Annotated in this window: 17 protein-coding genes and 1 tRNA gene; 5 read left to right on the forward strand and 13 right to left on the reverse strand. The window is 35.7% G+C overall.

All coding sequences use genetic code 11. From position 1 onward, the window contains the following. Positions 1-4: 4 nt before the first annotated feature. From ACJRPK_RS17170 to ACJRPK_RS17190, 5 genes are all read right to left on the reverse strand, one after another. On the reverse strand, positions 5-1,309 hold the full coding sequence (locus ACJRPK_RS17170) for a Fic family protein (RefSeq protein WP_407141625.1): 1,305 nt from the start codon (positions 1,307-1,309) through the stop codon (positions 5-7). Positions 1,310-1,587: 278 nt separating this feature from the next. Continuing rightward, complete coding sequence (locus ACJRPK_RS17175) at positions 1,588-2,775, reverse strand: DUF4932 domain-containing protein (protein ID WP_407141626.1); 1,188 nt, start codon at positions 2,773-2,775, stop codon at positions 1,588-1,590. 552 nt (positions 2,776-3,327) lie between these two features. Continuing rightward, positions 3,328-5,163 carry a hypothetical protein gene (locus ACJRPK_RS17180; protein WP_407141627.1) on the reverse strand — a complete coding sequence of 612 codons (1,836 nt, stop codon included), beginning with the start codon at positions 5,161-5,163 and terminating at the stop codon, positions 3,328-3,330. Continuing rightward, positions 5,160-5,654: an ABC-three component system middle component 2 gene (locus ACJRPK_RS17185; RefSeq protein WP_407141628.1), complete on the reverse strand. Its 495-nt coding sequence runs from the start codon at positions 5,652-5,654 to the stop codon at positions 5,160-5,162. Before ACJRPK_RS17185 ends, ACJRPK_RS17180 begins: the two co-directional genes overlap by 4 nt. Further along, the gene (locus ACJRPK_RS17190) at positions 5,642-6,727 is read right to left on the reverse strand and encodes an ABC-three component system protein (protein ID WP_407141629.1); all 1,086 of its coding nucleotides are present in this window, start codon (positions 6,725-6,727) and stop codon (positions 5,642-5,644) included. Before ACJRPK_RS17190 ends, ACJRPK_RS17185 begins: the two co-directional genes overlap by 13 nt. Positions 6,728-7,033: 306 nt before the next feature. On the opposite strand from ACJRPK_RS17190, the gene ACJRPK_RS17195 reads away from it, so the two are divergent. Continuing rightward, the gene (locus ACJRPK_RS17195; RefSeq protein WP_407141630.1) at positions 7,034-7,273 is read left to right on the forward strand and encodes a hypothetical protein; all 240 of its coding nucleotides are present in this window, start codon (positions 7,034-7,036) and stop codon (positions 7,271-7,273) included. Positions 7,274-7,723: 450 nt separating this feature from the next. Here ACJRPK_RS17195 and kynU read toward each other — a convergent pair whose 3' ends face one another. After that, positions 7,724-9,004 carry a kynureninase gene (kynU, locus tag ACJRPK_RS17200; protein WP_407141631.1) on the reverse strand — a complete coding sequence of 427 codons (1,281 nt, stop codon included), beginning with the start codon at positions 9,002-9,004 and terminating at the stop codon, positions 7,724-7,726. A 632-nt stretch (positions 9,005-9,636) separates the two neighbouring features. On the opposite strand from kynU, the gene ACJRPK_RS17205 reads away from it, so the two are divergent. Next, positions 9,637-10,278 (forward strand): O-methyltransferase, encoded by a 642-nt coding sequence (locus ACJRPK_RS17205; RefSeq protein ID WP_407141632.1) that lies wholly within the window; start codon positions 9,637-9,639, stop codon positions 10,276-10,278. 64 nt (positions 10,279-10,342) lie between these two features. On the opposite strand, the gene ACJRPK_RS17210 is transcribed toward ACJRPK_RS17205, so the two are convergent. The 6 genes from ACJRPK_RS17210 to ACJRPK_RS17235 form a co-directional block, all read right to left on the reverse strand. Then, positions 10,343-11,839, reverse strand: a complete 1,497-nt coding sequence (locus tag ACJRPK_RS17210) for a S8 family peptidase (RefSeq protein WP_407141633.1) — start codon at positions 11,837-11,839, stop codon at positions 10,343-10,345. A gap of 292 nt (positions 11,840-12,131) precedes the next feature. Beyond that, positions 12,132-12,425: a twin-arginine translocase TatA/TatE family subunit gene (locus ACJRPK_RS17215; RefSeq protein ID WP_148783536.1), complete on the reverse strand. Its 294-nt coding sequence runs from the start codon at positions 12,423-12,425 to the stop codon at positions 12,132-12,134. Between the two features lie 87 nt (positions 12,426-12,512). Then, positions 12,513-14,825: a M1 family metallopeptidase gene (locus ACJRPK_RS17220; protein WP_407141634.1), complete on the reverse strand. Its 2,313-nt coding sequence runs from the start codon at positions 14,823-14,825 to the stop codon at positions 12,513-12,515. A 61-nt stretch (positions 14,826-14,886) separates the two neighbouring features. Beyond that, a complete protein-coding gene (locus tag ACJRPK_RS17225; RefSeq protein ID WP_407141635.1) occupies positions 14,887-15,387 on the reverse strand; it encodes a DUF6702 family protein in 501 nt (166 codons plus the stop codon). Positions 15,388-15,453: 66 nt separating this feature from the next. Next, a complete protein-coding gene (locus tag ACJRPK_RS17230; protein ID WP_407141636.1) occupies positions 15,454-16,245 on the reverse strand; it encodes a hypothetical protein in 792 nt (263 codons plus the stop codon). A 10-nt stretch (positions 16,246-16,255) separates the two neighbouring features. Further along, complete coding sequence (locus ACJRPK_RS17235; protein ID WP_407141637.1) at positions 16,256-17,062, reverse strand: carboxypeptidase-like regulatory domain-containing protein; 807 nt, start codon at positions 17,060-17,062, stop codon at positions 16,256-16,258. A 90-nt stretch (positions 17,063-17,152) separates the two neighbouring features. Between ACJRPK_RS17235 and pepE the strand changes: the two genes are divergently transcribed. After that, positions 17,153-17,860, forward strand: a complete 708-nt coding sequence (pepE, locus tag ACJRPK_RS17240) for a dipeptidase PepE (RefSeq protein ID WP_407141638.1) — start codon at positions 17,153-17,155, stop codon at positions 17,858-17,860. 5 nt (positions 17,861-17,865) lie between these two features. Further along, entirely contained in the window at positions 17,866-18,780 is a 915-nt protein-coding gene (locus tag ACJRPK_RS17245; RefSeq protein WP_407141639.1) for a glutaminase, read from the forward strand. 108 nt (positions 18,781-18,888) lie between these two features. On the opposite strand, the gene ACJRPK_RS17250 is transcribed toward ACJRPK_RS17245, so the two are convergent. Then, positions 18,889-18,961 (reverse strand) — tRNA-Gly (locus ACJRPK_RS17250). Between the two features lie 282 nt (positions 18,962-19,243). Between ACJRPK_RS17250 and ACJRPK_RS17255 the strand changes: the two genes are divergently transcribed. Further along, on the forward strand, positions 19,244-21,873 hold a 2,630-nt coding region (locus ACJRPK_RS17255), incomplete at its 3' end, for a beta strand repeat-containing protein (protein WP_407141640.1).

Here is a 21,873-nt window from a genome sequence, read left to right on the forward strand (position 1 = left end):
GGTTTTATTGCTTTAAATAATTTTTTATTTTTTCTACACCTACTAATTCATAAACCATGGTTTTTCCTTCTTTACTTTTTATAACAATTCCTTTTTGCTCTAAATCTATTAAATCTCTACTCGCGGTCTGTCTAACAATTTTGTGTCTTTCAGAGTACATTGGTACGGTCATTTTTGTGTGCGGTTTAATAAATAAATAACCAAGCAAATCAGCTTGTCGTCTGTTAAATCCTTTTTGAATTAATTGAAAAGTTATTTTAGATGCTTTTTGACGCTCTTCTCTCTTTTTATCTCGGTAGCTTACTAAACTTTGAAAAGCCACCCTCAAACTTTTCATAGAATACATTATAAAATATGTCAAATCATTGTCGTCGTTCTCCGTTTTTAAAAATGCTTTGTCATAACTGGTTCGTGAATTAAGAATCGCTCTTGAAATGGAAATATGCCTTAGTAAAGAATATCCTTTTTTCATTAAATACCAGTAAAAAAGAGCTCTTGCTGTTCGTCCATTTCCATCGCCAAAGGGATGAATGTATCCCACCATGAAGTGAAGTATAGAGGCTTTTATAATAGGATGATAAAACTCATCTTCTTTATTTATAAAGTTTCTAAGTTGCTCTATCATTTCATTTACCTCTGAATGATCAGGTGCGGTAAAAGCAATTTCTCCGTCAATATGGTCTTTGACATATATTGGATGGTTTCTAAAGGTTCCTGCATAAACTGAAGCATCAGTCTTAACAGTCATTAGTTGATGAATCTCTAATATTAATTCTATGGATAAATCCTCATCCAATCTGTCTACTATTTCTTTAATAGCTCTAAAATTATTAATAATCATCTGTTCAGATTCCGTTCTTGGATTTCTTCCAGATTTTATCATATCCCTTGCAACATCAGTAGTGGTAGCTGCTCCTTCAATTTGTGAAGAGGCAATAGCTTCTTCTATAAGAGAATTTTTAAAGTATTCCTGTTGTTCTTGAGGTGTAATTGAATTTTTATGTAGACCTCCTATGAGTTTTAAATCAAAATTGTGTAAATCTTCTTGAATGAATGATGTTAGATTATATAAAAATCTATGATTTCCAAAATCCAATCGTTTAGCCCTGATTGATCTATGTATTTTAATCATTTCCCAGACCTTCTTGGGACTGTCGAAAGGTAAGTTCGGACGATGTTTTATTTCGGACCAATAAAAATATCTTTTGTCCGTTTCTTGAAAAAAAGAATCCATTCCATTCTGATTAGTACATTCAATATATTTATTGAAGTCTAAACTTTTAATAAAGGGAGGCTTTTCGATTTTCATGTCACAACGTGTTACAAATGACTATAAATGTAACACATTGTAACAGGTAATTCAAATTTATTAAGAAACTACCCAACAGCATATTAATTTTTGGGTATATAAAGGTGACAGTAGCTGCTTGTAATTCGCTTTCATTAATACGTCTGACTTAAAGTTTTTACACCTATAAAAACACTTAGCAATCCCCATAGTAATAACAAATCAGACTGGTTTAGTTAACACGGCATTCATACTGGGTTGTACCGACCTCATAAATGCTTAGTTATTGTGACACATTTTTATTTTAATTTGTTATTTACAAATTCTGGTGTGCTTTTCGTAAACACATTCAAAAGTTCGGGAATAAAGTCTTTCCACATCGGATATTTTTCTCGGTTATTCTCGAATTCAATTACTTTTTCCTCCAATTGTTGAAGAAAAATAAAATGCTCCAAATTGGTATGGTAATTCCGCAGATAATCGGCTCTTTCTTTATCATTTTGAATTTCAGCTATCCTAATCTCACCTAATCGTACAAAACTTTCAATGACATAGACATTCCAATTTTGGATGCCTTTCGTTGTCATTATTTCTTTTAAACGGTCAGTAAATAAATAGGAGGAGCTTTCAATTTTTTTTTGGTAAGGTTCAAGCTCTGAATTGACAAATGAATGTCCGAATTCGTGTATTGTTAAAGTTCTTGTTCTGTATTGATAATCAAATCCAAATTGGTTATACTCATTTTTAATTGAGTCGACTGGCACTTGAACATAAGGGCTCATAATTTCATAAACAATTTTTTTGTTGTCCTTTTTGACCGTTGCTCCAATTCCACGTCCTTCATTGTCTTCGATTGGCCAAATCATCATAGGACTTACCAAAGCAATGTATTTTTCTCTACTATCTCCATAGTATTTCTCCATTGCATCCGTAAATCCTTTTGGTATGTGAGTATGGACCTCGTTAATAGAACCTCTGTAGAAATTTGCATTTTTATTATAGAAATTATCAATGTTCTCAGTTTGATAAAAATTGTAAAGTATTTGTAAATAATTTGAGATTATACTTTCCAATATTATTTTTTTGTCGCTTTTCAAATGGGTTTGTGAAAATTTAAAGTCCGAAGGTTTTTGCAAAAGGTCAAATTCTGGATGCTTCAATAAGATTCCCATCATAACATCGTTGCCATACCCAAAACTCCCGAGTGTATCATTGAGTTTGGCTGTTTCAATGGCAATTTCACTTTGGGTCAGGTTTCCAAAATCAGTTAAAACTTTCGCTACTATTGGTTGATATACCTTACAAGTTTTTAGTTTGTATTTCTCCCATTGTTGGTTAGTTTTTCTATGTTCTATAGAGAGTATCTCGGCAAGAAAATATGTTTCTATGTTTTTATTAAAGCCCGTGCTGAATTTGTCAGGTTGGTTTTTTACTGTTTCGCAAGAAAGGAAAAAGGTCAAAGCTCCTAAAATCAATAATTTTTGCATCGAGTTTGATTTAAGTACTATTTTTATAGAGATCATTTTTTTTTAAATGGTTGTCTGAAGACGATTTTTTTCTGCATATTGATTGCTGAATTTTTCTTTCCGAAAGTATTGCCCCATACCAAAAATACAGAAACTTTTCGGTTGTTACTTAATGCTATGGCGCAATGTTTGCGGAAAGGAATACTGGTAATGGTGCACACTTTTGGTAGCAGAGGACCGCCAAATCACTGGCTCAAAAAGATAAAGAATAAACATACTGCCCCAAAAAGTAACACCACTATTGTGTAATAGGATACTTATGTCCAAAAACAAAAGAAATATCAAAAAAAGGATCCAAATGCGTTATAAAATCATCACAACCTCTATAACAAGTAGAAAGAGACGTTTATAAACCCACAGGAACAAGGTATGTTGAACATCTTCAACATCATCTAGATCTATAGAAACACATAGCAATCCCCATACTAACATTTATCGACCCGGTTTAGTCAACACGGCCTTTATGCTCGGTCGTACCGACCGCATAAATGCTTAGTTATTGTATGCCGTATTTTATTCAGTCGGAAAAAATCCATATCTGCCTTGTTGCTTACTCTTTGTAAATTCAATTATGTTAATGCCTTCTATTTTTTTTGGAATCTTATTTTCAAATATTATTAATTGACTTTCTAAAGAAGTTTTTCTGATGTCATCAAAAAATAAGTCATCTAATTCAATCGAGTCATCTTCAGATTCCGAAATTTCTTTGTCTTTGAATGTTGTTAAAGGTGAGTCAATAACTAAGAAGTTGCTAAAGTTCTTTTCTTCCTTTAAACAATAATCTAAGAAACCTAGCAAACAAGCAGTATAAGAAATTGCCCTTCTCCCTTTGCCATAACTACCTCTACTTTTATTAGAGATGACAATATCAAATGTTTTAAAATCTGAGTTAAATACTACTTTAGGGTTAACGTTATAGTTCCAAGTTTTTAATCTTTGCTCAATAAATTCCGATAGCTTTTTTAAAATATCGTAATCGCAAACATTTACTATGTCTGTTGATTCTTTTTCAGATTTTAAAATTTCTAGAGAATCTTTTATTTTATAAAGAGTAGCAGTTTCCGTATCAATAAACTCTATGTAATTTCCAATTTTTTCAATTTCTATATAATCATTAAGAATGGTCTTTAAATTTTCAATTTCCGGTTTTATACTTTCTAAGCGGTTTTCTAATTTATCTAAAGTTCTTTTTAGGTCATTTGATTCAGCTTCAAACTTTAAAACATTTCCTTTGGACTCAGTGATACTCTCTTTTAGGTCTTCTAATTTTTCTTTAATAAGAGCTATCTCAGCAGTTACTCCTTCTTTAAAATTTTCTATCTCATTTAAATGCTGAATTTCATCAACATGCATAGGATTAGAACAGATAGGGCATAATTGACTAGGTAACTGTGACGTAAGTGATTCAGCTTCTAGTATAAAAGCCAACCTGTCTAAATCACTCAAATATTGTCTTTCGAGTATTTCAAATCTTTTTATTAATTCTAACGCATAGATTTTTTTTTCTGTAGTAGAGTTAACGTCATTTAAATATTTAGTTACTTGGGATTCTAGATTATATGAATCCTCAAGACGTTTTTGGATTTGGTCATTTATGAGTGCTTTATCCAATGAAGTTTTATTTGAAACGAGCTTTTCATATTTTGCAATGAGCTTTTGTCTTTGCTCAGAATAACCGACAATTTGTTTATCTATAAATTCTAATTTTCCTGAAATTTTAGTTTCTTTCTTTTTAGGGTCTTCAATTGCTGTAACATTAGAAAAATCTGTTCCCTCCAATATTAAACTAATCATTGACTGCTCAAGTATGTGATTAGAATTTACATTAGTGAAATAGAAAGGTGAACTTTCTGTAATTATTCTATCTTCAGCAACATTGGTAAATTGTATTAGATTTTTAAAACTTAGTGCAATTTTCTCACCTTTGGTTCTGTTTTTCAAAAGAAGACTACCCTTTAGCCCGCAGAGATTTAAAAGAAAATTAGAGATATGGTTTTCACTAGATAAATTTACTGTAGTACTAAAAACATCTATTAAAGTTAAGCCGCTTTGAGGTTCATTAGCATTCCAAACCGAGACTTTGTTTTTGCCTAATTTTCTTTGAAGTCTGTATTTATCATTGGTTTCAAAAGACTCAATATCTATTGTAAAAACATCATAGTTTATGCCTTCCGGAATGTCTTTAGGTGGACTAGTTCTTCCTAATACAAAATTGATGACTGAAAACAAGTATGACTTACCGGTATCAGAAGGACCTGTAATAATATTTGCACCTTTCTTTAGTGTTATCGAAGAATCCTTTTTTTCTTCACCACTTGCGGTTATCTTATAAATCCAAAATCCTTTCATACCTGATTTGCTTGGTTGCCGTCAGTCATAAATTCTTCCCCCCATTTGGATAAATTTTGATTAACATAAGTTTTTAATTCACTATCTGAGAATTTTCCAAATTTCTCAGAAGTCCACTCAACTTTATTTTTTAATTGGTTAAAATATTTCGATTCAAAATATTTTAAGTAATTGATGCCGTTTTCAGTTATTTCATAAAGTAATCCATCCTTATTTGGATTTATAGTAATCAAGTCTTTTGATATCAATAGCTTTATGCTTTCATTTAATATTTCCTTTCTAGAATATATTTGAACACCTCTGTTAGGGATTGGTGCGTGAAGGCTTGCAGGACCACCAACATCATAGGTGTTAAGTGAAATATGGTCTAAAACCATCAATTGATAAGTTGATGCTCTTTTAGATGGAAGATTTATAAGAATGACAAGTATCCTAATGGCAATTTCAAAGTTACTATTGTATACTTTGTTTTTAGAGTTTACTTTTTCCATTTTACGCTGTTTTCATTAGCCAAATAATGACACATTCCTACTTTGTCAAGATTACGAATTTCCTTATGTAAAGGATTGCTAGAAAATTGCTGAGAAAGTATTTCCAATTTAGCATCTTCTAGTCTTTCTAAATCTTCAACATAAGTACTTAGTCTTAATTTGGATTTAATAACTAATAAAGAGTCTTCTTTCAATTCTTCAAAAGGCGGTGTTGCCAAATCAGCAAAATTATCGCGACTAAATCTATCTAAAGATTCCGTGCAATAAAATGAAGTTCTTTCTTCTTCAAAATGTTTAGCTAAATCCTTGTTTGCGGTTTCTAAATTTTTTTGATTTTTTATAACTACACCCGTTTTTGACGAATACGCATCAAATAATAAGGTAGTGTAGTTCAGTTCGTGTTTTTGAATAGTTTTTGTTGGTTTTGGTATTAGATTTCTGTACTTGATTAAACCACCACCGAAACGCTGTGGGTAGTAAGTAGTTTGTTTATGCTCATTAATAAGCTCTAAAGGCGATTTGTCTTTAATTATAGAAAAATCAAAATTTTCAATGTATTCTTTAAATTCCTTAGTTAGAATGGTTTTTGTAGACTTTATTTTAGTTTCACACTTATCTTTCCATTCTGAAATTAGTAAATCATTGAATTCAGTTGGATTGTTTATATAATCTAACAATTTTGTTCCAACTCCTTTCGTAGTTACTATATAATATGCTTTTGGAATTTCATATTGGTTTGAAAAGGTATAGTGACATAATTTACCTAGTTCAACCCAAAATAAAGAAGGCGATAAGATTGCAGAGTAATGTTTACATTGATAAATATCAATATCCCCATTCTGATAAAATCCCACGATATCTCTTCCCTTATCTCCCGAACCACCATATTGTCTTATCTTGTCATATTTGTTATTCAAATACCCGTCCGCCCATTCAAGAACTAAGTCTTCGAATTCATCTTCAGATAAACTTCTCATTCTTTCAATTGCAGGCGTTATTTGACCGCCAAGTATATCATTGGTTGAAAGCCTACCTTTTCCTTTAGGTTTAGGGATGTTTGAAAATTTATTCATAGGTTGTTTTCATATGGCATACAACAATGTTATATAGTCATCTTTGGTAACTATATTTCTCTTTTACAAGCACTACCCTAAAGATACTAAGTGGGGTTGGTAATGGGTTTTAAGATTACTAAGCTACATAAAATTTATAACTTCCTCCTACAAATAAGAGTTTTGAGGTTACGCTCAGCACCACACATTCCAAAAATATCACTTCTTCCCACCCTATCTTAAAACTTCGATAGCCAAATAAACATTGTTATACCTCAACCTGACATTGCGGCATTTAAAGACGATATTGTTGTACTCAAAGATGATATGGTTACACCTCAAGACGATATTGCTACACCCAAAGATGACATTGCTGCACCTCAAGACGATATTGTTGTACTTAAAGGTGACATTGCTGTACCCAAAGATAGCATTGCTACACCTCAAGACGATATTGTTCTACTTAAAGGTGATATTGTTGTGCCTATAGTGGGTATTTCTGTCCTGTGCATACGTATTTCTGTGTACTCAAACCATGTTTCTGAGGGAGTATATACACCATTTTAACACACATCTCCATCTAGATCAATGCTTTACGGATGACATATATCATTGTTTAGGCCCTATCGTCAATCTATCTTTAATTCTTATAAAACCATCATACCATGAATACAACTACAAAAAAAGGCACGAATAAAAGAATTTACTGGACCTTAATCATGCTGGCAGTTCTAGTCGGTGCAACGTTTTACGGGAATGTACAGGAGCAGTTCAGCTTAGAATTTCTGGTGTTCTTTTCGGGCGTTCCGTTTTTTTTTCGTGATCGGTAGCTTTGGTTTACTATGGCCAATAATTAGGCCCATTGGTGACGAAATCTATATCACCCATGCGCTCATGATCGGAGCCCTGTTTCTCATACTGTTCTTTCTTCATATCTGGGTAATACTACCGTGTATATGTCCGGATTTTGGTGCCTGTTTGGGACTATAAGTAAGCAGACTCTCCTTGAATTTAAAACTACGAAGTCGCTTCGATCCCTTTTTTAAGCAGTTGTCCAAAATTGTACATATCGACAAACGAACAGTAAAAAGGCGCCGGAGCTAATCGAATCACATTCGGTTCGCGCCAATCAGTCACCACCCCGTTGTCCATCAAATAGGTAAACAACGATTTGCCCGAACCGTGTAAGAATACCGACAACTGTGTCCCGCGTTGCTTGGGATCAGAGGGCGTGATAATTTCAAACGAACCGGCTACTTGTGCATCGATGTCTTTTAATATAAATTCTAAGTACCGGACAATCAAGTCTCTTTTGGCAAATAACGGCTTCACCCCTACTTCTTCAAACAGCTGTAGCGAGGCCAAATACGGAGCTAATGCCAAAACGGGTGCGTTACTTACCTGCCACGCATCTGCGTTAGGCATGGGTTCAAATTCGGGTTTCATCAAGAAACGATCTTCCTTTTTTGTTCCCCACCAACCCTCAAACCGCGGAATTTCTTTTGAGTTATGAAAGCGTTCATGGATATAACAACCCGACGCATTGCCCGGTCCGCTATTCATATATTTGTAACTACACCAGGCGGCAAAATCGGCATCCCAATCATGCAATTTTAATTCAATATTTCCGGCAGCATGCGCCAAATCCCAACCTACAAAAGCACCGATCTCATGTCCTGCTTTTGTAATAGTTTCCATGTCAAACACCTGTCCCGTATAGTAGTTTACTCCGCCAATAAAAACCAGCGCACAGGCATCCCCTGTCTCTTTGATTGTTTTTAAAATATCCTCGGTTCTAAAATTATGTTCTCCCTCTCGCTTCTTGATTTCGACAATGGCATCCTTAGGATCATAGCCGTGAAAACGTACTTGACTTTGTAATAAATACTGATCGCTGGGAAACGCTTTTTCTTCGCATATAATTTTATACCGCTTAGCTGTGGGTCGATAAAATGATACCATCAACAGATGCAAGTTGATCGTCAAGGTATTCATCACCGTAATTTCTGAAGGCTTTGCACCTACAATTTTGGATAAAGGTTCGGCAAGAAGCTCGTGATAATCCCACCACGGTTTATCAGCATAAAAATGACCCTCGACCGCCATCTGACTCCAGTCGGTCATAATTTCATTGACATACTCCTGTGCATTTTTGGGCTGTAATCCCAAAGAGTTTCCTGTAAAATAAATGACATCATTCCCCTTATGTTTCGGAAATAAAAAACGATCTCGATACGAACGCAACGGATCATTTTTATCTAATTCTTCGGCAAACGCTTTGGTATTCTTAAACTGCATGCTTGTTTTTCAGTAAAAGTACGCATAAGAGTTGATTTGAGAAAAATAATCAACTACACTTCTGTGCAAATAAATCGATACAAAAACAAAATTTACTAATGATAAAAAAACATATAAACATACAAAAATTTGGAAAATCAAAACGATATTAATACTTTGAGAACTATAACCAAATCTGGATATAAATTTTATTCAGATATTATTAATCTTAAAATTGTTCAATATGTTACACAAAATTTTAGATCTACGCAATGTTCAAAAACTAAGTAAAAACCATCAAAAAACCATTCGAGGTGGACACAATTGCGATAATGGTATTTATGATAATTGCGAACAATCAACATATTGCCCAGCAAAAAACATATGTGTTTGTGGCAATGTTTGCTAAACTATTTAGATTATTAATTAAAAAGAGAGGGGATATTTATTCGATAAAAAAAACTCTATTTTTTCTTCTCTTTCATTCGAAGAACCTATCTATCATTAGGTCTTTGAAAAATTCTACCTTAATAGAGCTAAAATAAATTACTACATGCTGGTTTTTCAGTAAAAATATACAATTCTACATAAATCTAAAGCCAAAACCCTCTTAAGTATTGCGTTTATAATTAATTTTGAAAAAAAATAAACGCATGCATTTTATACCCGAAGCACTCGATGATTATGTTGTAAAACATTCTGAGAAAGAACCTGAGTTACTGAAGCAATTAACGCGAGAAACCTATCAAAAAATCTTACAACCCCGGATGCTTAGCGGACATTACCAGGGGCGCGTATTGAGTATGCTGGCAAAAATTATCAATCCTGCTACTATTTTAGAAATCGGAACCTATACAGGCTATTCGGCACTATGTCTGGCGGAAGGCATGAAGCGTGACGGACACTTACATACGATCGACACCAATGAAGAATTAGTTGATTTTCAACGAAAGTATTTTGATTTATCTCCTTACGGAAAACAAATTACGCAACACACCGGAGATGCAACAAAGATAATTCCGCAGCTAACTGAAACATTCGATTTGGTTTTTATTGATGCCGATAAACCGAACTATCCCACTTATTTTGAATTGATTGTTGACAAACTAAATTCCGGGGGTATTATACTGTCTGACAATGTACTCTGGAGCGGAAAAGTACTGGAAAAACTTGCAAAAGATGACTTCTCGACTGAAGCATTACTACGTTATAACACCTTACTGGCAACGGATGAAAGGATAGAAACCGTGATTTTACCGATTCGGGACGGTTTGACAATAAGTCGAAAATTATAGTCATAAAAAAAGAGAGGCAAGCCTCTCTTTTTTGAATTGATATGTATTTTAATTAGTATTTTCCCTATTGTACTGCTTTTAATACATCGATATTACCATATCCAAAATCGCCGTTACGATTCGGATAAAATTCTCCTGCTCTTTTAAGTTTGTCCAACACCTGATCTCTTGTCATACTAGGATTGGTAGCCCATACAAGTGCAGCTGCTCCGGCTGTCATTGCCGTAGCCACCGATGACCCGCCTACATAACTGCGATCGCCGTTATTAAATCCTATTACCGGTACGTTTTTACGTGATCCACTTGAACGTTCCATAACCATGGTAAAATCAATTTTGTTTCCATCATGGCAGATATCACATAATCTATATCCATTATCCTTGATACCTGTCACCGCTACTGTTTCACTCATACTTGCGGGAAAGATAACACCATACCAGTTGGTAAACGTTGTGGATGTACCTCCTGCTGCGATGATCATCTTACCTTTACTATAGGCATAACGTACCGCGTCTTTTACATTGCCAATAGACCAGGGATATCCTACGGACATTGAGATGATTTTTACATTACTCCTATTACCCAAAGCCTTAAGCGCATTACTCACCCCTTTTTTCTCATGGTAGTCATTTAAAACAACATCCTCTGTACCACGATAAGATACCAGATTAGCGTTGTATGCAACACCTACCGGCATAAAATCATCATTACGAGGAGAGGCTATAGCAGATGCCATCGAAGTACCGTGACCACATTTATCATTAGGTCCATCAGTATTGTTTGACCAAAACCAAGGGGAATCAATAAAGGTTCCGAAACGCTCTACAGTTCTGCCGTTAGAAGCTCCGTCGTTGAAACCACTACCTAAAAGTGATTGACCAGACGAAATGCCCGTGTCGATTAATCCAACCGTAATGCCGGCTCCTGTACTATAATTCCAAGCTTGTGAGATATTATGAATATCGTAGTTCCACGGTAACCACGCATTAGGTGTAATCACACGGTAGTCGGCAGCATTGATAGTTTCACCATTTTGTGCACATCCTGAACCAGAACGTTCCATTACCGGAGCTTCTTGTAAATATGAACCATATCCAATAGGTTCAAGATAGCGAATGTCGTCTGCCTTTTGCAAAGCACTGATGGTTTTTAATTGCGTAACTTTAATATCTACAACGTTGAGAATTGCATCTTCATTCACCGTAGTGGATGATTTGGTTACACCCTCTTGTGCACCTACCAAAGAGTAAATATTCTCCTTGATCGAATTGAGTCGTGGTGAGCGCTGCTCGGTAAAGCTTTCGCCCTTGTCACCATAGCCAACACTCAATACTTCGTCTCCATGCATAACTGCACTCCAAAGCACTACAGAAGGAGCGGTAGTCCAATCTACATCGCCGGTTCGTTTAAGTTCGCCTTCAATAAAGCGATTTACTTCTTCAATTGATAATAGTTTTTGTGTTTCCAGGTTTTCGGTTTCTACCTGCTCCATGATGTCCTTGTCGTTTGAACAGGAAGCCGCAAGCATCAGAGCGATTGCAGCCAATGTAATTTTTTTCATTTTACTTAGGTTTGAGTTTGTGAATAGTTAATTCGATAGATTTAAAAAATACCTTTAAAATGAGTATTTCATAAATTCTAACCTAAAGTATTAAATTATTATCAATTTTTGATACTCAAAATTACATTATAGATATTTTATGTTCGTGTATTATGCAAGCATAGCACCTTCAGCTCAATGATATTGAGGGAAGCAAGGGATTAAAAAAAATTGAGAAATTTTAAACTTTAACAAACAGCATAGCTGTTGCTTCATGACAGCAAACTATATAGCAAATGATTATACTAGGAAATTAGAATTTTCTTTTGATCGGACCCGTTATCTCTTCGATATCTTTTTTCACCGAATCAATTTCTTTTTTAAAATTTGAAGTGACGGCATCTGTAGTATCCTTATTTAGACCCGTATCCTGTGCACTACGCGTAATTTCTGATTTGATATCATTGGTTGCATCCTTGATTGTACGCATACCCTTCCCTAATCCTCTGGCTATTTCAGGAATTTTATCTGCTCCAAAAACCATCACCAAAATAAATGCTATAAAAGCAATCTCGGTCGCACTGATAAATAAAAAAGGTGTCATCATAGGCTACAAAGATACTAACAATTCTATGCAAGAAAAAAGCCAACTTTAAAAAGTTGGCTTTAGTTTATCTATTTTATGATTGAAGGACTATTCGCTCTTCATTTTGTTCTTGAACTCATCAAATTTGTTCATTTGCTTATCTTGAGGCCATGCATTATTGGATACATCAATATCAGCTGTTTCCATATTAGGATCTACCATAACTTGAGCTAGTTCCTTATCTGTTGCTAACGTTCTTTGTACTTCGTCATCATTCTTTCTCCAAATCTGAGCTGGATACGTGATCATTTCTGAAGTTCCATCTTTGTATGTATATTTTACAATTAATGGCATTACCAATCCACCTGGTTTTTCAAATGTGATTTCGTAAAAATACTTAGGCGTTTTCATTGACTTACGTTGCTCTGGTGTAAAGTTATCCATCAAATATGATTTTAATGTTTCAGAGTTTTCTGTCGTATTTCCTTTTTTCATGTCTTCAGAAAAATCTTCGGCTCCTTCTTCAACCATATAAACTCTTGGTCCCAGGTCACTTTCAGTAATTCCTTTCTCCTTAACAAAAGCTTTCACTTTATCATTCATTACATTACTTACATAAAACTTCTTAACGGATTTTACACCGATATCAGTATAATCGGTCGTATAAAACCAACCTCTCCAGAACCAGTCTAGATCTACAGCAGATGCATCTTCCATAGTTCTAAAGAAATCTTCGGGTGTTGGATGCTTAAACATCCAACGTTGTGAGTAGGTTCTAAAAGCATAATCAAATAGCTCACGACCCATAACCGTCTCTCTCAAAATATTAAGTCCGGTAGCTGGTTTTGAATATGCATTGGGCCCAAACTGATGTATATTGTTAGATTGTGTCATAATTGGAGACAAAAATGTTTGATCTCCACTCATATACGGTACAATCTTATCTGCAGGACCTCTACGAGAAGGGTATTTTTCTAAAGGTGCTATCGCAGCCGGATACCACTCACCAAAATCTTGCTCTGCTACATATTGTGCAAAAGTATTTAACCCTTCGTCCATCCATGTCCACTGACGCTCATCACTATTTACGATCATCGGGAAAAAGTTATGCCCAACCTCATGAATAATTACACTCATCATCCCATATTTTACACGGTCACTATACGTACCATCAGGATTAGGACGTCCGTAGTTCCAACAAATCATTGGATACTCCATTCCTTGATTTTTGGCATGTACCGATATAGCCTTGTGATATGGATAATCAAAGGTCATACGACTGTATGATTTTAAGGTACTTGCTACTGCTTTTGTTGACCAATCTTCCCATAATGGGTTTCCTTCTTTTGGATACATAGACACAGCCATAACATCTTTATTACCGATCTTAACAGCCATCATATCCCAAATAAATTTTCTTGAGGTAGCAAATCCAAAATCTCTAACGTTCTCTGCTTTTAACTTCCAGGTTTTCTTGTCTTTTGAAAATCCTGCTGATGCCTTGTCTGCTTCGTCTTGAGTGACTACAATCACCGGAGTGTCATATGATTTTTTAGCTTTTTCAAAACGCTTCATCATTTCTTTGCTAAACACTTCATTACGATTGGTCAATTTACCGGTACCATCCAAAATATGATCTGCAGGTACAGTGATATTCACTTCAAAATTACCAAAAGGTAGCGCGAACTCTCCGCGTCCCCAAAATTGAGAATTTTGCCATCCTTCTACATCATTATAGACCGCCATACGAGGATAAAATTGTGCGATTACATAGGCACGGTTTCCGTCTTCGAACTCTTCGTATCCCGATCTACCGCGACCATTCACGTGATCATTAATATTATACCACCAGTCAATAGAGAATACAAATTTTTCTCCCGGTTTAAGGTGCTTAGGCATCTCAACGCGCATCATGGTTTGATTAATTGTATATGGCAACGGTTTACCATTTGCATCTTTGACAGCCTCAATATTAAAACCTCCGTTAAAAGGCTCTTGCATATGAGTTCCTACAAATCGCTCTGGAGAATCAGCAATCCCAATAGGATTTTGCTGAATCAATGGTGTTTTTGAATCTTTTGCACGCATGTTTTGATCCAATTGTACCCAAAGAAATTCTAGATTATCCGGAGAGTTATTAGAATAAGTAATGGTTTCTTTACCTGATAACTTCTTGTTTGTGTCATCCAACTCGATATCCATTACGTAATCAGCTTGCTGCTGATAATAAGCCGACCCCGGAGCTCCGGAAGCAGTTCTATACATATTTGGAGTAGAAAACTCCTCATACATTTGTTTGAACTTATTCTGATTAGTATGTCCGAGTTGACGCGTTGTATTGTTGGTTTGCTGTTCTTGTGCCGACATCGTAAAAGTAACACCAAGAAACAACATCGAAAGTGCAATGTGTATTCTTTTCATTCTAGAAGTATTGATATAATTGATAAAAATGCAAATTAATTATTAAAAAAAATATTAGTATTTAATTACTAAAATTTAACATACCTTTATGGTTTCCGTCTTCTAATACTACACTCTTACGGACTTCTTCTTTTTTGACATGAACAATATTTTGTTGTTCGACAAACTGATCCATGAGTAACTGATTGTCAACGGTGATTGTATTAAAATCCTTGACATTATTAATTTCAAGATAACACAACATCAAATCGTTATCAATCTCAAAGCCTAAAAATTTATAGTCTGCAATTTGATTGTCTATTTGAATACTAAGTTTCTTTTTGAAATATTTTGAAACCACCGGTGTGATAGTCGCTGCTTCTTTTTCAGTTATTATAAGTGATTCATCATACCTTGCCTGTAAAACATCTTCGAGATCATCGATAAAAACTCTACTGATAATTTGCACATGCTGTTTGGAAGCTACATATTCTATTTGTGTCACACTTACATAAAATTTATGCGCTGTGATAAAGGAGGAACAAAGAACCAAAAGGACTAGTAATGCGCTTAATCTTTTCATACCTAGCAAATATTATAAAAAAGTACTGTTTTTACACTTGTAAATTTTTATTATTTTTAATTTATTTCAAATATCCTTCCAAAGTCTATAGGGTTGAACTTTTTGTCTATAAAATTCGATCAATTTAAATCGGTCTTCTGTATTATTTAAAATTTTGAAGATAGGATCGTCTGCGCAATAGCGGATAAAGTCATATATATAAAGTTCAGGAATAGCCAATTGTTTAGTAAAGAATTCTGTTCCCATTGTTTTTTCCACTTTTTGCAGTGAAGCCTCAAATTTTTCTATTTGCTCCACATGGCGCAGAAGTTTTAATTTTCCGTTAATCAAATTAATGGGCAGATCTAATATTCCTGATTTGGCTGTGTAAATTTTACGTTCAATTGGTGTGGGTTGCTTCTTAAAAGACCGCTTCACACCCAGCATATCATCGGTTAGTGTCGGCCGTAAAGGAATTTCGGTCAGATCTTCTGATAGATATCCTGAAAACATGGAACTGAGAACGGTTACCGGATGCATGGACTGAACTGCAGGAATCAATTCAATTTTAGTAAACTTGTTGAATAAATCATTTATTGTAACTACGTATTCATAGCGCTGATATTGAATAGATGAAAAAAGTATGGTGTCGCCAGTTTTAGCCTTAATATCAAAATAACCATGTTCATCATTTGTCGTACCTTTTGACTGATTTAGGTTAATAATATTTACCGTGAACGCTGTTAGGGAATCTGCATGTATCTGCCCATGAAAATTCTCTGTTTGGCCATAGACTTGGCATGTTATAATGAATATGCAAAAAGTAATTATTTTCATGGTAACAAAAAGACCATAAAATCCCTTACATGTTACAAGCAATCTTTTAGTATTATTGCTTTTGAACGTTGTACTGAAGTCGCTGTGTTCTTAAAAATTCGATCAAGTCCAATTCTTTCCCTTCTTTAAGATACGAATCATCAAGTCCGTTTTCTTTCGCGAAAGCGATAAAATCATTAATTTCATTTAACTCGAGATCAAACTCTTGCTTAAAAAATTCATCATTATACAAGTTACGCAATCTATTCTCAGTGGCAAACGTTGGCTTTTGCTCATCTTCATTTTGATCCCCCACTACCAATTTGAAAAGATTTACAAAGTTAAGACCATTTTTCATCCTATTCTGCAGCATCACCTCGTTCTCGGGCGTTGTTAGCTGATCCGGCGTAAAATTATAGTCACTATCATTTATTCTACCCGAAGTTTCGTTTGCAACCTCGGCGATATTACCTTCATTTACAGGAATACGTTTTACATCGACATCGACATTACCAGCCAAATCGTAGGGTGAAACAACCACCTCGTCCAATTGATTGACAGCTTCATGAAGTACTATTTTTAAAGTTTTACGAGCAACAATACCTTTATCAACAATTACGGTAAACTTTTGATACTGCATGGCAATGACGTCAATTCTATCATTTATACCGGCTGAAATCTGAAATTCTCCGTTTTCATTAGTGATCGTACCTTTATTCGTAGTGCGGTTGTAAATAGTTATACCTTCACTATTATCACCAATAGGAACATTGATTTCACCAGAAATAAGACTTCTGGTATCAATTTGAGCATTTACCACGCCTGAAAACCCAATGAATATTGAAAGTGTAATATAATATAGTGTGTATAATCTTTTCATAATTGCTACCTGTGTTTGACATACAATTTCTATATTTTTCGTCGAATTTAGATATAACAAAACGTTAAACTACCTTTACTGAAAAAAAGAATGAAAAATTGCGTCATAGCAAGTACTTCTACGCTGCATAGAAGTACTTATTTGGAATATATAGAAAAAGAATTAATCGAACTTTATAAAAATGCGAATGAAGTTCTTTTTATACCCTATGCCAGACCCGGCGGAATCTCATTAGCGGCTTATACAAACTTAGCTAAAAAAGCTTTTTCCAAAATCGGAAAGAATATAACAGGAATTCATGAATACGATACGATAGAAAATGCTTTTAAGAAAACACAAGGTGTTTTTACAGGTGGTGGTAACACATTTTTGTTAGTTGACCAATTATATCGCAACAAGGTGATGGATGTTTTGCGAACTACAATAGAAGAAGGCACTCCTTATCTTGGGACGAGTGCCGGAAGTAATATTTGTGGACTGACCATGCAAACAACCAATGACATGCCGATAGTCTACCCGCCCAGTTTTAAAACCTTGGGCATTCTACCCTTCAATATAAATCCCCACTATTTGGATCCTGATCCAACATCAACACATAAAGGCGAAACCAGAGAGACAAGAATCAAAGAGTTTCACACCATTAACACCCCGCCTGTGATTGGTCTGCGAGAAGGCAGTTGGATACGTGTCAAGGACAATGACATACTTCTCGAAGGAAAGCCAGATGCCAGAATTTTTGAAAAAAACAAAGCACCCTATGAAATGAGTGCCGGAACCTCTTTATCGAAACTATATTAAAGACTATGGATTATCAATCAATTTTAGACACTATAGAATCAGAAATAGAGAAAAGACCGGTTAGTGGTGTGGTTGCTTCTTACATTCCGGAACTAGCAAAAGTAGACCCAACCAAATTCGGAATGAACTTGTATTGCATCAATTCTGGTCATTATAGTTTTGGAGCAAGTGAACAGCGATTTTCCATACAAAGTATTTCAAAAGTTTTTTCACTAACCATGGCGATGAACCTTTTGGGCGACGAACTTTTTGAGCGAGTAGATGTTGAACCTTCGGGGGACCCCTTTAATTCTTTGGTGCAATTAGAGTATGAGCAAGGGATTCCGCGTAACCCATTTATCAACGCCGGAGCCCTTATTGTTGCAGATGTTTTGGTCTCTAAATTAGAAAATCCAAAAGAAGAATTTCTAAATTTTGTAAAAAAAATCACAGATTCATCGTCTATAAACGTTAACTATACAGTATATGAGTCAGAGCGTAAGAATAGTTATCGCAATGCCTCCTTATTGAATTTGATGAAATCTTTTGGAAACGTGTATAATGACATAGACACTATACTGGATTTTTATACATTTCAATGTTCAGTTGAAATGTCCTGCAAAGAGCTGTCTCAAGCTTTTATGATTTACGCCAATCGCGGAAAAAAACTTGTGGATCAAATAAAAATCCTATCCCCGGAACGGGTTAAACGTGTTAACGCCATTATGCAAACTTGTGGGTTCTATGATGAAGCTGGAGAATTCAGTTTTAGAGTAGGTCTACCGGGCAAAAGTGGTGTTGGCGGAGGCATTACTTCTGTACACCCCGGACAGTATACCGTATCCGTCTGGAGCCCTCCTCTTAATCCAAAAGGTAATTCTGAATTGGGGATGTATGCGTTAGAACGCTTGACTACACTTACCGGATTTTCTATTTTTTAAAAAAAACCGAAGTTAAAGTTCTTACGTATATAATCATAGAATTACTGAACTATGGAAACAAAAAACATGAACCATAAAAAAAGCATCTTAGATTATAAGATGCTTTTGAGCGGGAGACCGGGTTCGAACCGGCGACATTCAGCTTGGAAGGCTGACGCTCTACCAACTGAGCTACTCCCGCAAGACGAAGGCAAAAGTATACATTTTGAAGAAATATCAAAATATTTCTTCAAAAATTATTACTTGATATGCGTACATTTACGGTTAAACCGTATAATTTCATCGATAAAATTTGCATTTAATCGAAAAAAAGCATTATTTTTGTTGACGTAAGTGGTAATAATCAATTGGTTGACTACTTTAGCTACCAATACTATATTTTTCGCTAAATAAACAGATAGTTGAGATTATAGTATCAACGTATACACTTTTATTAATCCATATATAGGAAATTTCTTACATTATGAAATTTAAAATTACCCTACTCCTACTTATCTTTTTGAATCTTACCGCAGCTGTGGCTCAGGTAAAAATTGGAGATAATCCAAATCAAATTGATGCTAACTCCTTACTGGAACTTGAAAGTTCAAATAAAGTTCTGGTACTGTCTCGAGTAAATACTACTCAGATGAACGCCATTGCTCCATTAAATGGGGCGTTAGTATATAATACAGATCAAGATTGCGTGTATCAATATACTGGTTCCACTTGGGAATCCTTGTGTAGTATTATTGAAACAACAACCTTGTTGCTCGATAATAATGACGGTACTTTCTCATATACGAACGAAGCTGGAACTACTGTAAATATTAATAAGGCTTTTCTTACTAATAATGGAGATGGTACCTTTACTTTTGATAATGGCAATGGAAGCCCAATTAATTTTGTCGGCACTGATAATCAAACCGCTGCTCAAGTAGCTTTTGATGATACAGCTTCTACCTTAGGTGCAACAAATGTACAGGGTGCTATTGATGCCTTGGCCGCTAGTAATGCTGCTGATGGTGATACGAGTGATACTAATGAAACCAACATAGCTTTTGCTGTTAATGGAACCAATCTGGAAATAACGGATAGTGCAGGAACACTTCAAGTACCGCTTGCTGCTATTGATAATCAAAACGCAACAGAAGTTAATTTGAATACGCCTATCGATGTAGATGGGGATACAGTAAATGAACTTACTGTAGAAGAAGCTATTGCTGATTTAGCTGCTTCAAGCTCAGATAACCAAACAGCTGCTGAAGTTTCTTTTGATGACACAGCTTCTACATTAGGTGCAACAGACGTTCAAGGAGCTATCGATGCATTGGCTGCTACAAGTTCTGATGACCAAAACTTAACAGGTGCAACTCTTACAGGGACATCTTTACAAATTGATATCGAAGGCGGAACTTCAACTACTGTGGACTTGGCTGGATTACAAGACGGAACAGGAACGGATAACCAAACCGCTGCTCAAGTAGCCTTCACTCCTACCGGTAATACTACCAGTACCGATGTACAAGCTGCTATTGAAGAAATACAAACCGAAGTAGATGGTTTTGCTGCGGTTGCGGGTGAAGATAATAATGCCGTAAATGTAGGTCTAGGTGGTGTAGGTACTTTCAAGCAAAAAAACGGGGTAGACTTAGAGTTTAAGAATATCAATTCGACCTCTGGAAAAATTACAGTAACAGATGATATTGTGAATGATGAGATTGACCTGGAGATAAGTGCAAATGCAATTACAACCAATGAACTTGCTGACAACGCAGTGACCAATACTAAACTTGCTGCCAATGCAGTAACCACTGATAAGATTCTTGATGGAACCATTGCTTCTGCGGATATCGCTGCTGATGCTGTTAATGCTGCAACTATTAATGGTGATGTAGCTGGAACTGGACTTGTACAAAATATAACTACCGGTGCTTTAGAAGTGGATCCTACTGCCTTTAATGGGGATGGAAATATTACTTCCGGGGATTTAACTGTAGGTGGTGATGCCAATGCATTACTTGGAGATGTTACGCTTGAGATCGCAGCTGGTGCTGTAGGGAATACCGAGCTTGCTGCCAATGCAGTAACCACTGATAAGATTCTTGATGGAACCATTGCTTCTGCGGATATCGCTGCTGATGCAGTTAATGCTGCAACTATTAATGGTGATGTCGCTGGAACTGGACTTGTACAAAATATAACTACCGGTGCTTTAGAAGTGGATCCTACTGCCTTTAATGGGGATGGTAACATTACTTCCGGTGATTTAACTGTAGGTGGTGATGCCAATGCATTACTTGGAGATGTAACGCTTGAGATCGCGGCTGGTGCTGTAGGGAATACCGAGCTTGCTGCCAATGCAGTAACCACTGATAAGATTCTTGATGGAACCATTGCTTCTGCGGATATTGCTGCTGATGCAGTTAATGCTGCAACTATTAATGGTGATGTAGCTGGAACTGGACTTGTACAAAATATAACTACCGGTGCTTTAGAAGTGGATCCTACTGCCTTTAATGGGGATGGAAATATTACTTCCGGAGATTTAACTGTAGGTGGTGATGCCAATGCATTACTTGGAGATGTAACGCTTGAGATCGCAGCTGGTGCTGTAGGAACTGCTGAACTTGCAGATGGTGCAGTTACAAATATTAAACTTGCTGCCAATGCAGTAACCACTGATAAGATTCTTGATGGAACCATTGCTTCTGCGGATATTGCTGCTGATGCAGTTAATGCTGCAACTATTAATGGTGATGTAGCTGGAACTGGACTTGTACAAAATATAACTACCGGTGCTTTAGAAGTGGATCCTACTGCTTTTAATGGGGATGGTAACATTACTTCCGGGGATTTAACTGTAGGTGGTGATGTCAATGCACTACTTGGAGATGTTACGCTTGAGATTGCAGCTGGTGCTGTAGGGAATGCCGAGATTGCTGCCAATGCAGTAACCACTGATAAGATTCTTGATGGAACCATTGCTTCTGCGGATATTGCTGCTGATGCAGTTAATGCTGCAACTATTAACGGGGATGTAGCTGGAACTGGACTTGTACAAAATATAACTACCGGTGCTTTAGAAGTGGATCCTACTGCTTTTAATGGGGA

The organism is Aquimarina sp. 2-A2 (genome assembly GCF_045505135.1).
In the GTDB taxonomy this organism is placed as follows: Bacteria; Bacteroidota; Bacteroidia; order Flavobacteriales; family Flavobacteriaceae; genus Aquimarina; species Aquimarina intermedia.